General features: G+C 50.6%; 19 protein-coding genes. 13 read left to right on the top strand and 6 right to left on the bottom strand.

Going from position 1 to position 13,986, the window contains the following annotated elements; genetic code table 11:
• Positions 1 to 13: 13 nt before the first annotated feature.
• Both yjfN and bsmA read right to left on the bottom strand, forming a co-directional pair.
• A complete protein-coding gene (gene yjfN, locus E4Z61_RS14610; RefSeq protein WP_135323403.1) occupies positions 14 to 289 on the bottom strand; it encodes a DUF1471 family protease activator YjfN in 276 nt (91 codons plus the stop codon).
• Positions 290 to 436: 147 nt separating this feature from the next.
• Positions 437 to 766: a biofilm peroxide resistance protein BsmA gene (gene bsmA / locus E4Z61_RS14605; protein ID WP_135323402.1), complete on the bottom strand. Its 330-nt coding sequence runs from the start codon at positions 764 to 766 to the stop codon at positions 437 to 439.
• A gap of 181 nt (positions 767 to 947) precedes the next feature.
• Between bsmA and yjfP the strand changes: the two genes are divergently transcribed.
• Positions 948 to 1,697, top strand: coding sequence for an esterase (yjfP, locus tag E4Z61_RS14600; RefSeq protein WP_135323401.1), 750 nt, complete (start codon positions 948 to 950; stop codon positions 1,695 to 1,697).
• On the opposite strand, the gene ulaR is transcribed toward yjfP, so the two are convergent.
• Together ulaR and ulaG are read right to left on the bottom strand one after the other, a co-directional pair.
• On the bottom strand, positions 1,694 to 2,449 hold the full coding sequence (gene ulaR, locus E4Z61_RS14595; RefSeq protein ID WP_135323400.1) for an HTH-type transcriptional regulator UlaR: 756 nt from the start codon (positions 2,447 to 2,449) through the stop codon (positions 1,694 to 1,696). The genes yjfP and ulaR overlap by 4 nt on opposite strands.
• Positions 2,450 to 2,556: 107 nt before the next feature.
• Positions 2,557 to 3,621: an L-ascorbate 6-phosphate lactonase gene (gene ulaG, locus E4Z61_RS14590; protein WP_135323399.1), complete on the bottom strand. Its 1,065-nt coding sequence runs from the start codon at positions 3,619 to 3,621 to the stop codon at positions 2,557 to 2,559.
• A gap of 366 nt (positions 3,622 to 3,987) precedes the next feature.
• Between ulaG and ulaA the strand changes: the two genes are divergently transcribed.
• From ulaA to E4Z61_RS14560, 6 genes are read left to right on the top strand one after another with little or no spacing between them, the layout of a single operon-like run.
• Entirely contained in the window at positions 3,988 to 5,385 is a 1,398-nt protein-coding gene (gene ulaA / locus E4Z61_RS14585) for a PTS ascorbate transporter subunit IIC (RefSeq protein ID WP_135324947.1), read from the top strand.
• A gap of 15 nt (positions 5,386 to 5,400) precedes the next feature.
• Positions 5,401 to 5,706, top strand: coding sequence for a PTS ascorbate transporter subunit IIB (gene ulaB / locus E4Z61_RS14580; RefSeq protein WP_135323398.1), 306 nt, complete (start codon positions 5,401 to 5,403; stop codon positions 5,704 to 5,706).
• A gap of 9 nt (positions 5,707 to 5,715) precedes the next feature.
• The gene (ulaC, locus tag E4Z61_RS14575; RefSeq protein WP_135323397.1) at positions 5,716 to 6,183 is read left to right on the top strand and encodes a PTS ascorbate transporter subunit IIA; all 468 of its coding nucleotides are present in this window, start codon (positions 5,716 to 5,718) and stop codon (positions 6,181 to 6,183) included.
• 13 nt (positions 6,184 to 6,196) lie between these two features.
• Positions 6,197 to 6,847 (top strand): 3-keto-L-gulonate-6-phosphate decarboxylase UlaD, encoded by a 651-nt coding sequence (gene ulaD, locus E4Z61_RS14570; protein WP_135323396.1) that lies wholly within the window; start codon positions 6,197 to 6,199, stop codon positions 6,845 to 6,847.
• Positions 6,848 to 6,856: 9 nt separating this feature from the next.
• Positions 6,857 to 7,711, top strand: a complete 855-nt coding sequence (gene ulaE, locus E4Z61_RS14565; protein WP_135323395.1) for an L-ribulose-5-phosphate 3-epimerase UlaE — start codon at positions 6,857 to 6,859, stop codon at positions 7,709 to 7,711.
• The gene (locus E4Z61_RS14560) at positions 7,711 to 8,397 is read left to right on the top strand and encodes an L-ribulose-5-phosphate 4-epimerase (protein WP_135323394.1); all 687 of its coding nucleotides are present in this window, start codon (positions 7,711 to 7,713) and stop codon (positions 8,395 to 8,397) included. The genes ulaE and E4Z61_RS14560 overlap by 1 nt, the downstream gene beginning before the upstream one ends.
• Positions 8,398 to 8,532: 135 nt before the next feature.
• On the opposite strand, the gene yjfY is transcribed toward E4Z61_RS14560, so the two are convergent.
• Positions 8,533 to 8,808, bottom strand: a complete 276-nt coding sequence (gene yjfY / locus E4Z61_RS14555) for a DUF1471 family protein YjfY (protein ID WP_135323393.1) — start codon at positions 8,806 to 8,808, stop codon at positions 8,533 to 8,535.
• A gap of 297 nt (positions 8,809 to 9,105) precedes the next feature.
• On the opposite strand from yjfY, the gene E4Z61_RS14550 reads away from it, so the two are divergent.
• From E4Z61_RS14550 to E4Z61_RS14525, 6 genes are all read left to right on the top strand, one after another.
• Positions 9,106 to 9,870, top strand: a complete 765-nt coding sequence (locus E4Z61_RS14550; protein ID WP_135323392.1) for a TSUP family transporter — start codon at positions 9,106 to 9,108, stop codon at positions 9,868 to 9,870.
• A 158-nt stretch (positions 9,871 to 10,028) separates the two neighbouring features.
• Entirely contained in the window at positions 10,029 to 10,424 is a 396-nt protein-coding gene (rpsF, locus tag E4Z61_RS14545; RefSeq protein ID WP_135323391.1) for a 30S ribosomal protein S6, read from the top strand.
• Between the two features lie 6 nt (positions 10,425 to 10,430).
• Complete coding sequence (gene priB / locus E4Z61_RS14540; RefSeq protein WP_096758558.1) at positions 10,431 to 10,745, top strand: primosomal replication protein N; 315 nt, start codon at positions 10,431 to 10,433, stop codon at positions 10,743 to 10,745.
• 4 nt (positions 10,746 to 10,749) lie between these two features.
• The gene (gene rpsR / locus E4Z61_RS14535; protein WP_002210155.1) at positions 10,750 to 10,977 is read left to right on the top strand and encodes a 30S ribosomal protein S18; all 228 of its coding nucleotides are present in this window, start codon (positions 10,750 to 10,752) and stop codon (positions 10,975 to 10,977) included.
• A gap of 39 nt (positions 10,978 to 11,016) precedes the next feature.
• The gene (rplI, locus tag E4Z61_RS14530; RefSeq protein WP_003025676.1) at positions 11,017 to 11,466 is read left to right on the top strand and encodes a 50S ribosomal protein L9; all 450 of its coding nucleotides are present in this window, start codon (positions 11,017 to 11,019) and stop codon (positions 11,464 to 11,466) included.
• A 143-nt stretch (positions 11,467 to 11,609) separates the two neighbouring features.
• Positions 11,610 to 12,542, top strand: a complete 933-nt coding sequence (locus E4Z61_RS14525; protein WP_135323390.1) for a DMT family transporter — start codon at positions 11,610 to 11,612, stop codon at positions 12,540 to 12,542.
• A 42-nt stretch (positions 12,543 to 12,584) separates the two neighbouring features.
• Here the strand turns inward: E4Z61_RS14525 and E4Z61_RS14520 are convergent, their stop codons facing one another.
• Positions 12,585 to 13,862, bottom strand: a complete 1,278-nt coding sequence (locus tag E4Z61_RS14520) for an MFS transporter (protein WP_135323389.1) — start codon at positions 13,860 to 13,862, stop codon at positions 12,585 to 12,587.
• Positions 13,863 to 13,986 lie beyond the last annotated feature (124 nt).

Below are 13,986 nucleotides of genomic sequence, written 5' to 3'. Positions count from 1 at the left end.
ATCTGGCAGGGTATTATGCATAAAGTATGGCCTGTACACGCCAGTTATCGGGCTGCTGTTCTTCGTACATTTGAATGATCCGGTACCATGAGGCACCTTGTTCATCCGCTTTTAACGCGACTACGCGCTCTACATCCTGCGGATTTCCTGCAATGTTACTGACGGATATCTGGCCAATTTCGTTCAGGCCCGTAACGCAGTCAGCACTGGCGAACTCGGCAGACTGTGCCGTGGTATCCACCAGTCCGGCAGAAAGCAGCAGTGAGGATAAGGCAAGTGATTGTTTCATCGTCAGCTCCATTATTCGTACCCCTACACGTGGCAGGGCATTCCATCGCGAGAATAAACCTCAAGCTCCCTGCTGTTGGTTTATTGTGCACAGGAAAACGCATAGGGGCGCAAAGCAATGTAAAGCTGACTAAATTTCAACCCAATGTTATTTACGATACAAAATAGCTTGTGAATACCATTGGCCTGTTACGATGGTCTCATCGACTAATAAGACAACGTAATAATCTGCTTTAGCCGCGACGGCTTTGGCACGGATCTCTGCCAGCGCATCATCCGGAGAACCTCTAACCAGTGCGCTGACCGTCCCTAATCGCTGTAACCCATTACTCTGGTCACGGCGGATCTCCTGCGGGTGGTCGGCGACGGGTGGTGCCGGTTGTGGCGTACCCTGCAGCACGCTACAGGCGCTTAACAACATCACCAGCATCAAAGAGGCAAACCGACGCATAACTCTATCTCGTTTCCTGATAGCCATAGTGTAGTGCCTTATTAATTTCCCTTTAGGGGAATGTTCCCGAATTGTTATCTCTCACGCGATTTTCGAATGAAAATGTTGCGAAAGCGTAACCCAGTTCTCAACATTATGAATCATTGCCGCACACATTCACTTGCGTTAAGTATTTCTCCATGGCATACCAGAAAAAAAGAGGCGACAAATGATAGAAATTGAAACACGACAGCTGGCTGGTATCCCTGTCTTGCACGCATTTCCTGCGGATTACCGCGACCTTTCACTCCCTTGTATTATCGTCTACCACGGGTTTACCTCTTCCAGTCTGGTCTACAGCTATTTTGCCGTTGCGTTGGCGCAGGCTGGGTTCCGGGTCATCATGCCCGATGCGCCCGATCATGGTGCTCGGTTCCACGGCGATGCACAGGACAGAATGCACCGCTTCTGGCAGATATTGCAGCAAAATATGCAGGAATTTACGGCGTTACGTGCGGCGCTGGCGGCGGAAAATTGGCTGCTGGATGAACGCCTTGCAGTGGCTGGGGCATCAATGGGCGGTATGACAACGCTGGGAATTGCGGCGCGCCATCCCGATGTGAAATGTGCAGCCAGCCTGATGGGGTCGGGATATTTTACCCAGCTTGCTCACACGCTTTTTCCCCCGATATCGGTGCAGACGCCGGAGCAGCAGGCGGAGTTTGATGCGATCATCGCGCCGCTGGCTGAGTGGGATGTGACACATCAACTGGAACGTCTGGCCGACAGACCACTGCTGTTATGGCATGGTCAGGACGATGACGTTGTGCCGGCAGTGGAGACTCTACGCTTACAGCAGGCGCTGATTCAGGCAGGTCTGGAAAACTCGCTGACCTGCCTGTGGGAAGCGGGCGTACGGCACCGCATCACGCCTGAAGCGCTGGCGGCGACAGTTACATTTTTCCGCCAACATCTCTAAACGCGCAGAATACTCACGCCCTGTGCTTCGAGTTGTTGCAGGATCTCAGGGTTAGCGTTTTTGCCGGTTATCAGCATATCGATTTGATCGGCACGGCTGAACAGCATTCCCGCGCGCTCACCCACCTTACTGCTATCAACCAGCACCACCAGCTTGCCGACCACGTTCAGCATCTTTTGTTCTGCCATCGCGGTTAACATATCGGTTTTATACAACCCGTCAGCGGTCAGTCCTTTACCGCTGGTAAACATCCAGTGTCCGGCATACAGGCTATTTTCGCTGCCTTGCGGGCTCAGCGTGATGGACTGGCTCTTGTTGTATTGCCCCCCCATGATGATCACGCTTTCATGCTCCTGGTCGATCAGAAAATTCGCCAGCGGCAGGTAGTTGGTGATGATCTGCACCGGCTTGCCGCACATTTCGCGCCCAAGCAGGAACGCTGTTGAACCACAGTTGATCACCACGCTTTCACCCGCGTTCACTAACTGGGAAGCGGCTTTGGCAATCCGCACTTTTTCGTCGTGGTTTTGCGCCTGATGCAGATTCATAGGCGTCCAGCGCGGACGCTGCTGGGTAATCGCTTCTGCACCGTTGCGGACTTTCTTGAGTTTGCCACTTTCATCGAGTTTATTGATATCCCGGCGTGCCGTTGCCGGTGAAATCCCCAGACGCTCGATTACGTTCTCAACGGTAACAAAGCCCAACTGCGCCAGCATATCCAGCAATATTTGATGTCTTTGTGCTTCAGTCATGAGCTATTCCGATACAAATTGATTTGAAAAGATGATATTTGAAATAGCCTGAAAATACTAAGATAAATGGGTAAAAATGCCGGGAAGACCCGGCATTTTAAGTGCAATCACAGGAAGGATTTAAACGGTAAATCCGGTTCCATGGTGAAGCAGTCGTCAAAGCCGCGCGGATAGTGATATTCAAAGTTATCTTTATCCAGCGGCCAGGTGAACTTGCCGCCAACCTGCCAGATAAACGGCTTGAAGCCATATTTCAGCCGGTCTTTTTTCATCTCCCACAGTACGCGGATCTCCTGCGGATCGGCCTGGAAGTTTGACCAGATATCATGGTGGAAGGGGATAACCACTTGGGTGTTCAGCGCTTCCGCCATACGCAGCATATCGGAACTGGTCATCTTGTCGGTGATACCACGTGGGTTCTCACCGTAGGAGCCAAGCGCCACGTCGATGTGATGTTCGTTGCCGTGCTTCGCGTAGTAGTTGGAGTAGTGGGAATCTCCGCTGTGATACAGCGTACCGCCCGGCGTTTTGAACAGGTAGTTAACCGCACGTGCATCCATGCCGTCAGGCAGAACGCCCGCTGCTTTTTGATCCGCTGGCAAGGTGATTAATGCAGTACGGTCAAACGCGTCGAGCGCATGAATCTCAATATCTTTTACTTTAACAACGTCGCCCGGTTTCACTACGATGCAGCGTTCTTTTGGTACGCCCCAACCAACCCACAGATCCACGCAGGTTTGCGGCCCGATAAACGGGACATCGTCGGCGCAATTCTGCATGACGGCGGCGGCAACATTCACGTCAATGTGATCGTTATGATCGTGAGTGGCCAGAACGACGTCGATCTGACGAATGGCGAAAGGATCGAGAACAAACGGCGTGGTGCGTAGGTTTGGTTGGAGCTTCTTCACACCTGCCATGCGCTGCATCTGATGGCCCGCTTTCATCAGTGGATTACCGTGACTCTGCTTGCCTGTTCCGCACCAGAAATCGACGCAGACGTTCGTCCCACCTTCCGATTTTAGCCAAATTCCGGTACAGCCCAGCCACCACATAGCAAAGGTGCCTGGCGCAACCTGTTCCTGTTCGATCTCTTCGTTTAGCCAGCTACCCCACTCCGGGAACGTGCTCAGGATCCATGATTCACGCGTGATACTTTTTACTTTACTCATCGCATTTACCTTCATGTTTGTTCAATTTGAATCATATGGTGATTTGTTTTGATTGATACTGACACCGTTTTATCAAAATGGCAATGCGTGATTTTTCAACGCAGAGAGAGGGTATAAGCAAGGCTTACAATGGGATAAAGTGATTTTTAATCAATTGTTATTTGTATTTAATTGTTTTTATTGATTTTATTTTTGTTTAACTGAATGTGGTAAAAACCACTCCATTGGTGAGTGAATTATTTGCGTACTGCATCACAATTAATCAAATTCAATCTTGATGTGATTACTTTTGAAAACTAGAGTGAGGGCACAACATCCTGGGCATCTGTAATGAATGTTCAGCAACTTCGTCTACTGGAGATCGTTATGGAGATCCTCTACAACATCTTTACCGTGTTCTTTAATCAGGTCATGACCAACGCGCCGCTGCTGTTGGGTATTGTGACCTGTCTCGGTTACATCCTGTTGCGTAAAAGTGTCAGCGTTATTATCAAGGGCACGATCAAAACGATTATCGGTTTTATGCTGCTGCAGGCGGGGTCTGGCATTCTCACCAGCACGTTCAAACCGGTAGTGGCGAAGATGTCCGAGGTTTACGGCATCAACGGTGCGATTTCCGATACCTACGCCTCGATGATGGCGACCATCGAACGCATGGGTGATGCCTATAGTTGGGTTGGTTATGCGGTGCTGTTAGCACTGGCGCTGAACATCTGTTACGTGCTGCTGCGGCGGATTACCGGTATTCGCACCATCATGCTGACCGGGCACATCATGTTCCAGCAGGCGGGATTGATTGCGGTTTCCTTCTACATCTTCGGCTATTCCATGTGGACCACCATTATCTGCACAGCGGTGCTGGTGTCGCTCTACTGGGGTATCACTTCTAACATGATGTACAAACCCACCCAGGAAGTGACCGATGGCTGCGGTTTCTCCATCGGTCACCAGCAGCAGTTTGCTTCGTGGATTGCTTATAAAATCGCGCCGTATCTGGGTAAAAAAGAAGAGAGCGTTGAAGACCTCAAACTGCCGGGTTGGTTAAATATCTTCCACGACAACATCGTCTCGACGGCGATTGTGATGACCATTTTCTTCGGCGCGATTCTGCTCTCCTTTGGTATTGATGTGGTGCAGGCAATGGCGGGTAAAACCCACTGGACGGTTTATATCCTGCAAACCGGCTTCTCGTTCGCGGTGGCTATTTTCATCATCACTCAGGGCGTGCGTATGTTTGTCGCCGAGCTCTCCGAAGCCTTCAACGGCATCTCCCAACGCTTAATCCCTGGTGCGGTACTGGCCATCGACTGTGCGGCAATATATAGCTTTGCGCCGAATGCTGTGGTCTGGGGCTTTATGTGGGGCACCATCGGCCAGCTGATTGCGGTGGGCATCCTGGTAGGCTTCGGCTCCTCCATTCTGATCATTCCGGGCTTTATCCCGATGTTCTTCTCTAACGCCACCATCGGTGTGTTTGCCAATCACTTTGGCGGCTGGCGCGCGGCTCTCAAGATTTGCCTGGTGATGGGCATGATTGAAATCTTCGGCTGCGTTTGGGCGGTAAAACTGACCGGTATGAGCGCCTGGATGGGTATGGCGGACTGGTCAATTCTGGCACCGCCGATGATGCAGGGCTTTGCCTCCATTGGGCTGATTTTTATGGCCGTCATTATTGTGATTGCACTGGCTTATATGTTTTTCGCAGGACGCTCATTGCGCGCTGAGGAAGACGCAGAAAAACAACTGGCAGAACAGTCTGCTTAATAAGGAGTTCCGATTATGACCGTACGTATTCTGGCTGTATGTGGAAATGGGCAAGGCAGTTCCATGATCATGAAAATGAAGGTGGATCAGTTTTTAACCCAGTCAAATATCGACCACACGGTGAACAGTTGTGCGGTGGGTGAATACAAAAGTGAGCTGAGCGGTGCGGATATCATCATCGCCTCCACCCATATCGCCGGTGAGATTACCGTTACTGGCAATAAATACGTGGTGGGCGTACGCAACATGCTGTCACCTGCTGACTTTGGTCCGAAGCTGCTGGAAGTGATCAAAGAACATTTCCCGAAGGACGTGAAGTAAGGACGCACCATGAAATTACGTGATTCGCTGGCAGAAAATAACTCCATTCTTTTACAGGCCGATGCCAGTACTTGGCAGGAAGCGGTAAAACTGAGCGTTGACCTGCTGGTTAAGGCGGACGTGGTTGAGCCGCGTTACTACCAGGCTATTCTCGACGGCGTTGAGCAGTTTGGCCCGTACTTTGTCATTGCGCCGGGGCTGGCAATGCCCCACGGTCGCCCGGAAGAGGGCGTCAAGAAAACTGGTTTTGCGCTGGTGACGCTGAAAACGCCGCTGGTCTTCAACCACGAAGATAACGACCCGGTCGATATCCTGATAACGATGGCGGCGGTCGACGCCAATACGCATCAGGAAGTGGGCATCATGCAGATCGTCAATCTGTTCGACGATGAAGCTAATTTCGACCGTTTACGTGCCTGTCGCACCGCGCAGGAAGTACTGGATTTAATTGATAACGCCAACGCGGCGACTGTTTAAAAGGAACACCAAAATGTCATTACCTATGTTGCAGGTTGCGCTAGATAACCAATCCATGGCTTCCGCGTATGAAACGACGCGCCTGATTGCCGATGAAGTGGACATTATAGAAGTTGGTACCATTCTTTGTGTGGCAGAAGGCGTGCGCGCAGTTCGCGATCTGAAAGCGCTGTACCCGTATAAAATCGTGCTGGCGGATGCCAAAATTGCCGACGCGGGAAAAATCCTCTCCCGCATGTGCTTTGAAGCCAATGCTGACTGGGTGACCGTTATCTGCTGTGCGGATATTAACACTACCAAGGGTGCACTGGACGTGGCGAAAGAGTTCAATGGCGACGTGCAGATCGAATTGACCGGTTACTGGACTTGGGAGCAGGCGCACGAGTGGCGCGATGCGGGTATCGGGCAGGTGGTATATCACCGCAGCCGTGACGCGCAGGCTGCAGGCGTGGCGTGGGGTGAGGCGGACATCAGCGCCATCAAACGCCTGTCTGATATGGGCTTTAAAGTTACCGTAACCGGTGGCCTGGCACTGGAAGACCTGCCGTTGTTTAAAGGCATCCCAATTCACGTGTTTATCGCCGGTCGCAGCATTCGTGACGCTGCTTCGCCGGTAGAAGCTGCGCGTCAGTTCAAACGTTCCATCGCCCAGCTGTGGGGCTAAGGAGCGGTTATGCTGTCGAAACAAATTCCGCTCGGCATCTATGAAAAAGCGCTCCCCGCCGGGGAGGACTGGATGGCGCGGTTACAGCTGGCGAAAACGCTGGGTTTTGACTTCGTCGAAATGTCGGTGGACGAAACCGATGCCCGCCTGGCGCGTCTCGACTGGGGCCGCGAACAGCGCCTGGCACTGGTAAGTGCTATTGCCGAAACCGGTGTGCGGGTGCCGTCGATGTGCCTGAGCGCCCATCGCCGTTTCCCCCTCGGCAGCGAAGATGACGCGGTTCGTGAGCAGGGTCTGGAGATTATGCGTAAAGCGATCCAGTTCGCCCAGGACGTTGGTATTCGTGTCATCCAGCTCGCCGGTTACGACGTTTACTATCAGGAAGCCAATAACGAGACGCGCCGCCGTTTTCGCGATGGGCTGAAAGAAAGCGTTGAGATGGCCAGCCGTGCGCAGGTAACGCTGGCGATGGAGATCATGGACTACCCGCTGATGAACTCGATAAGCAAAGCGCTGGGCTACGCACACTATCTCAATAACCCGTGGTTCCAGCTCTATCCGGATATCGGCAACCTGTCGGCGTGGGATAACGACGTGCAGATGGAACTACAAGCTGGAATCGGGCATATCGTCGCCGTGCATGTGAAAGACACCAAACCTGGCGTGTTCAAGAACGTGCCGTTTGGCGATGGAGTCGTTGATTTTGAACGCTGCTTTGAGACCCTCAAGCAAAGCGGTTACTGCGGACCATATCTGATTGAGATGTGGAGTGAAGCGTCAGACGACCCGGCGGCAGAAGTGGCGAAAGCGCGTGACTGGGTGAAAGCGCGCATGGCCAGCGCCGGTCTGGTGGAGGCAGCATAATGCAAAAGCTCAAACAACAGGTGTTCGACGCCAACATGGATTTGCCGCGTTATGGCCTCGTAACCTTTACCTGGGGCAACGTCAGCGCGATGGACCGTGAACGCGGGCTGGTGGTGATCAAGCCCAGTGGCGTCACCTACGAGCGCATGACCGTTGACGATATGGTTGTGGTCGATATGTCAGGGAAGGTGGTAGAAGGCGGCTATCGTCCTTCCTCCGATACCGCTACCCATCTGGCGCTGTATCGCCGCTATCCATCGCTTGGCGGTGTGGTGCATACCCACTCCACCCACGCTACGGCTTGGGCGCAATCGGGGCTGGCGATCCCGGCACTGGGTACCACTCACGCGGACTACTTCTTTGGCGATATCCCTTGTACCCGGGCACTAACAGAAGCAGAAGTACAGGGCGAATATGAGCTGAATACCGGCAAAGTGATCGTCGAAACGCTGGGTGACGCCGAGCCGCTGCATACGCCGGGCATTGTGGTGTATCAGCACGGTCCATTTGCATGGGGCAAAGACGCCCATGACGCGGTGCATAACGCCGTGGTGATGGAAGAGATCGCAAAGATGGCATGGATTGCGCGCGGCATTAACCCTGGCCTCAACCATATTGATGACTACCTGATGAATAAACACTTCATGCGTAAGCACGGTCCAAACGCCTATTACGGACAGAAGTAAGAAAAATGCCCCGGAGCTAAATCTTTAAGGGGATGTTATCGGTCTGGCTCCGAGGGTGTTTTACTGCAAAAAAAAGCCCCCAATCAAGGGGGCAAGTCAAACTGTGACAATGTTCTCGTTGGTTATTTCTGGTAGCTAGCGATAAATATCCGCGCTGGCGTGCATATTTCCGTTACTACCGGGTTCCCTGGTGAGGATCACATGGTAGTAGGTTGCGCCTTGCGCATCGGTCTCTTCATTCAGGGCCTGATTTGCTTCACTTTCAGTGGCGAAGTTATGGTTTATGTAAATCACGCCTAAGCTCTGCACATCATCCATATTCCTGGCCTGACGATGGGTAATTTCAATGGCTGCCATTGCATTTGCACTAAGCAAAAGCACAGCCAGAAGGGTCAAAACACGGGCTCGCATATGTACCTCCTCGACTGCGGTCTCTGGTTAGCTCTCTCCTGTGAGTAGATAACTTCTGATTTAATTTTAACCACAACCGACAGAGTCGATAGCGACCATTTCTGATGCAGTTGTTCAAAAAATTACCGCAAAGCCATCTTTTCTTTAATTAACAATCAGCTGATACCTTCCGCTGCGGTTAAAAATTCCTGTTTACCAAGCATAAGCTCTTACCAAATGGTCAATTTAACCGGATGAGTACGCCGTTTATAGTGAGTTGAAAAATAATATAACTTAATGATTATAAGGCAAAAACTTATGGATACTTCATTCATGGATTTCAGCTACTTCGTGATTATGTTTATGGTGGCGCTGGTGGCGGGTTTTATTAATGTGGTTTCGGGGGGCGGTGGATTTCTCTCTATCGGCGCATTGCTGATTTCTGGGTTACCACCAGCCAATGCGCTGGCGACCAATAAAATTCAGGCATTGGGCAGTTCACTCACCTCCGGAATTTACTTTTTGCGCCGGGGGCATATCAACGTGCAGGAACACAAGTATGTATTTTTATCTGCCTTTATCGGTTCTGCGCTGGGCACCACGCTGATTCAGTTCATTGAGCCAGATTTGCTCAAAAAGATGCTGCCAGTGCTGATTATTGCCGTCGCCATCTACTTTATTTTTGCTCCTAACCTCAGTGAACCGAAAAGAAAGCAGCAGGTGTCTTTGTTTCTCTTTTCACTTATCGGCGGCGGATGCGTGGGTTTTTATGATGGGTTTCTTGGCGCAGGGGCCGGTTCCTTGTATACGCTCTGCTATATCACGCTTTGGGGCTATAGCATCGATAAGGCGCAAATTCACTCCAACTTTATTAACCTGGCGTCGAACATCGCTTCGATTCTGTTCTTCATTTTTGGCGGCAAAATGATTTGGTCGCTGGGGTTGGTGATGTTCGCTGGGCAGTCTCTCGGTGCGCGCCTTGGCGCCACGGTGGTGCTGACGCGCGGAAAGAAAGTCATCCGACCGATGATTGTGATTGTCTCGATTTGCATCTGCGTCAAAATGCTGTTGGATATGTACTGATGACGGTTTCATAAATATTCATACAATCACCTTGAGTTTACCGGCTGTCGCCAGTATTATGACGCGTCATTTTTCAGCCGACCTTTAACACGTTCCTTGCCTCCATGGGCCTCGGCTGACCCAGACAGGAGGCTGAATAATCCGTAAGGAGCAATTCGATGCGTCATTACGAAATCGTTTTTATGGTCCATCCTGACCAGAGCGAACAGGTTCCGGGTATGATCGAACGCTACACTGGTGCAATCACTGCAGCAGAAGGTACGATCCACCGTCTGGAAGACTGGGGCCGCCGTCAGCTGGCTTACCCGATCAACAAACTGCACAAAGCTCACTACGTTCTGCTGAACGTTGAAGCGCCGCAGGAAGTTATCGATGAGCTGGAAACAAGCTTCCGCTTCAACGATGCCGTTATCCGTAGCATGGTAATGCGTACTAAGCACGCTGTTACCGAAGCATCTCCGATGGTTAAAGCGAAAGACGAGCGTCGTGAACGTCGCGATGATTTCGCAAACGAAACCGCAGATGATGCTGAAGCTGGGGATTCTGAAGAGTAATTTCTGATGACCAACCGTCTGGTGTTATCCGGCACAGTGTGCAGGACGCCGCTTCGCAAGGTCAGCCCATCAGGAATTCCTCATTGCCAGTTCGTGCTTGAGCATCGTTCTGTGCAGGAGGAAGCCGGTTTCCACCGGCAGGCGTGGTGCCAAATGCCCGTTATTATTAGCGGACACGAAAACCAGGCCATTACTCACAGTATAACGGTCGGTAGCGCAGTAACTGTTCAGGGGTTCATTTCTTGCCACAAGGCAAAGAACGGCCTGAGCAAAATGGTTCTGCATGCCGAGCAGATTGAATTGATAGATTCTGGAGACTAGCCATATGGCACGTTATTTCCGTCGTCGCAAGTTCTGCCGTTTCACCGCGGAAGGCGTTGTTGAGATTGATTACAAAGACATCGCAACGTTGAAAAACTACATTACCGAAAGCGGTAAAATTGTCCCGAGCCGTATCACCGGTACTCGTGCAAAATACCAGCGTCAGCTGGCTCGCTGCATCAAGCGCGCTCGCTACCTGTCCCTGCTGCCGTATACCGATCGTCATCAGTAATCGGCCGCTGTCTATTAACGACTTTAAGAGGATAAGGTAATGCAAGTTATTCTGCTTGATAAAGTAGCAAACCTGGGTAGCCTGGGTGATCAGGTTAACGTTAAAGCGGGCTACGCTCGTAACTTCCTGGTACCACAGGGTAAAGCTGTTCCTGCTACCAAGAAAAACGTTGAATTCTTCGAAGCACGTCGCGCTGAACTGGAAGCCAAACTGGCTGACGTTCTGTCTGCTGCTGAAGCTCGCGCTGAGAAAATCAATGCACTGGAAACCGTAACCATCGCGTCTAAAGCAGGCGACGAAGGTAAACTGTTCGGTTCCATCGGTACTCGCGACATCGCTGACGCTGTAACTGCAGCTGGCGTTGAAGTTGCTAAGAGCGAAGTTCGTCTGCCGAACGGCGTTCTGCGTACCACTGGCGAGCACGAAGTGAGCTTCCAGGTTCACAGCGAAGTGTTTGCTAAGCTGACTGTAAACGTAGTTGCAGAATAAGTTTTTATTCTGATGACCACGTAAAAGCGCCGGCCTTGTGCCGGCGTTTTGCTTTTCTACTCCCCCTGTTTTTCGCTCTGGCTATTCTTTATCCTTTTCGGGATAATCATAAAAATAAAACACAATTTCAAAGTGGTGATGGAATGGAACCAACGCACCAACCTCTGTTTGCGCGTAAAAACGTGGTCTACCTGAGCGCGGCATTCTGCTGCCTGCTGTGGGGGAGTGCCTATCCGGCGATAAAAAGTGGATATGAGATCTTCCAGATAGCCACCGATGATATTCCTTCAAAAATTGTCTTTGCCGGATACCGCTTCTTGTTTGCCGGATTATTACTGTTGCTGCTGGTGATGGCGCAGCGCAAACCCGTTGGCAGGTTAAGCCCACGCCAGATTGGTCAGCTTACGCTGCTGGGACTGACGCAAACCTCACTGCAATACATCTTCTTTTATATCGGCCTGGCGTTCACGACGGGCGTAAAGGGCTCAATTATGAATGCCTGCGGTACGTTCTTTAGCGTGTTGCTGGCCCACTTTATCTATCAAAATGACAAGCTGAGTTACAACAAAACTCTGGGTTGTATTCTGGGCTTTACCGGCGTGATGGTGGTTAACTTTAGCAGTGGAATGGATTTTAGCTTTAGTCTGTTAGGGGACGGTTCGGTGGTGATGGCGGCCTTTATTCTCTCAGCGGCCACGCTATACGGTAAACGTATTTCTCAGACGGTGGACCCGATGGTGATGACGGGTTATCAGTTGGGGATGGGCGGTCTGGCATTGGTCATTGGGGGCTATGCTTTCGGCGGGACGCTTACCGTACACGGTTCTTCTTCAGTGGCGATTCTGGGTTATCTGACACTGCTCTCATCGGTGGCCTTTGCATTGTGGAGCATTTTGCTCAAATACAACCGCGTGGGAATGATTGCACCGTTTAACTTCCTGATCCCTGTCTCTGGCGCGGTACTGTCGTCGATTTTCCTTGGCGAGAATATCCTCGAGTGTAAATACGCGGTGGCGCTGGTGCTGGTCTGTTCGGGGATTTGGTGGGTGAATAAGAGCGTGAAAAACAATCAATAGCAGACGCTATAAACTGAATTATAGTGTCTGCATGGAGATACCTTAACAGGCTGCTAGCTTGCCTTCACTTGCGACATCGTTTTCCCGGATTAGAATCCATAATGCCAGTGCGCCAAGAATGTCAAAGAAAGCGAGTGCAATGAAGAACGGTGCGAACCCAATAATGCTGACAAATGCGCCAATGAATAAGTTAAAGATTAGCTGCCCTGTCCATGCGCAGGCTCCCGCCATACCAACGGCGGTAGCCACTTCATCCTTCTTGAAGAGATCACCACCCAGCGTGGCCGCCACAGTGGAAAGCATCTGATGAGAGAATGCGCCGATGCTAATCAGTAACACCGCGATATAAGGGTTCTCGACGATACTGACTAGACCTATGGTCATCATCATGACAGCCGCAATGCTGAAGGTAATGCGTCTGGAGTTAATCAGGTTTATACCGCGGTCATTGAAAAACTTCGCGACAAAGCCGCTGGCAAGACAGCCAAGATCGCCGAGTAAGAAAGGCAGCCAGACGAACATGGCAATCTCTTTTAAACTAAAATGAAGTGTTTCAACGAAAAATATAGGGACCCAGAAGTTGATTGTGCCCCATGCCGGATCAGCCAGAAAACGGGCAATACCAATACCCCAGAAATTACGTTGTTTGAGAATGTTTTTGACAGATGTTTTTTCTTTTTTATCCGTTTTTAAATGTTGCTCCTGTCCTGATTCAATATATTCACGCTCTTCCTTAGATAGTCGCGAAGCATTTTTGGGGTCTTTATATAAAAAGAACCATAACAATGCCGCTATTAGCGCCAGACTACCTGAGACCAGAAACGCAAATTGCCAGCTATGAAAAATAATACACCAGGCAATCAATGGCGGTGCTAACATCGCACCAAGCGACGTCCCCATATTAAATACACCAGTGGCAATTCCGCGTTCTTTAGCTGGAAACCAGATTGATGCCGTCTTAACACCCGCAGGAATGGCAGAGGCTTCACTGAAACCCATGAGTGCGCGCATAAATGCCAGTCCCTGCCAACTGCCAGTAAGCGCATGCCCCATCGTCGCGAGCCCCCAGATTGCGGCACAAATGGCAAAGCTGAGTTTTAAACCGACGGTATCAATAAAGAAGCCCATCACGGGTTGACCCAACGTATAAGCGAACTGGAAGGCACTGACAATCCAGGAATAGTGTTCCTTCGTTATGCCGGTGGTTTCCATAATTGTAGGTGCAGCAATCCCTAAAGCAGTTCTATCCAGATAGTTAATAACAGTAATAAAACATACGAGTGCAATCATATGCCATCGATAGTTTTTTATTTTTTTCATAATTAAACCCTTTAATTTATGATGGTAGTAATTTATTAAACGTGTAATTTAATATTATTGCGGTAACGCAAATGGGTACTCCTTGCCACCGAATGTTACCGACTTAATTGTTGAGGTAAGTTTT

Source organism: Citrobacter tructae, assembly GCF_004684345.1.
Taxonomy (GTDB): Bacteria; Pseudomonadota; Gammaproteobacteria; order Enterobacterales; family Enterobacteriaceae; genus Citrobacter; species Citrobacter tructae.
The sequence above is the reverse complement of the archived record's forward strand: the minus strand, read 5'-3'. Positions and strand labels throughout refer to the sequence as shown.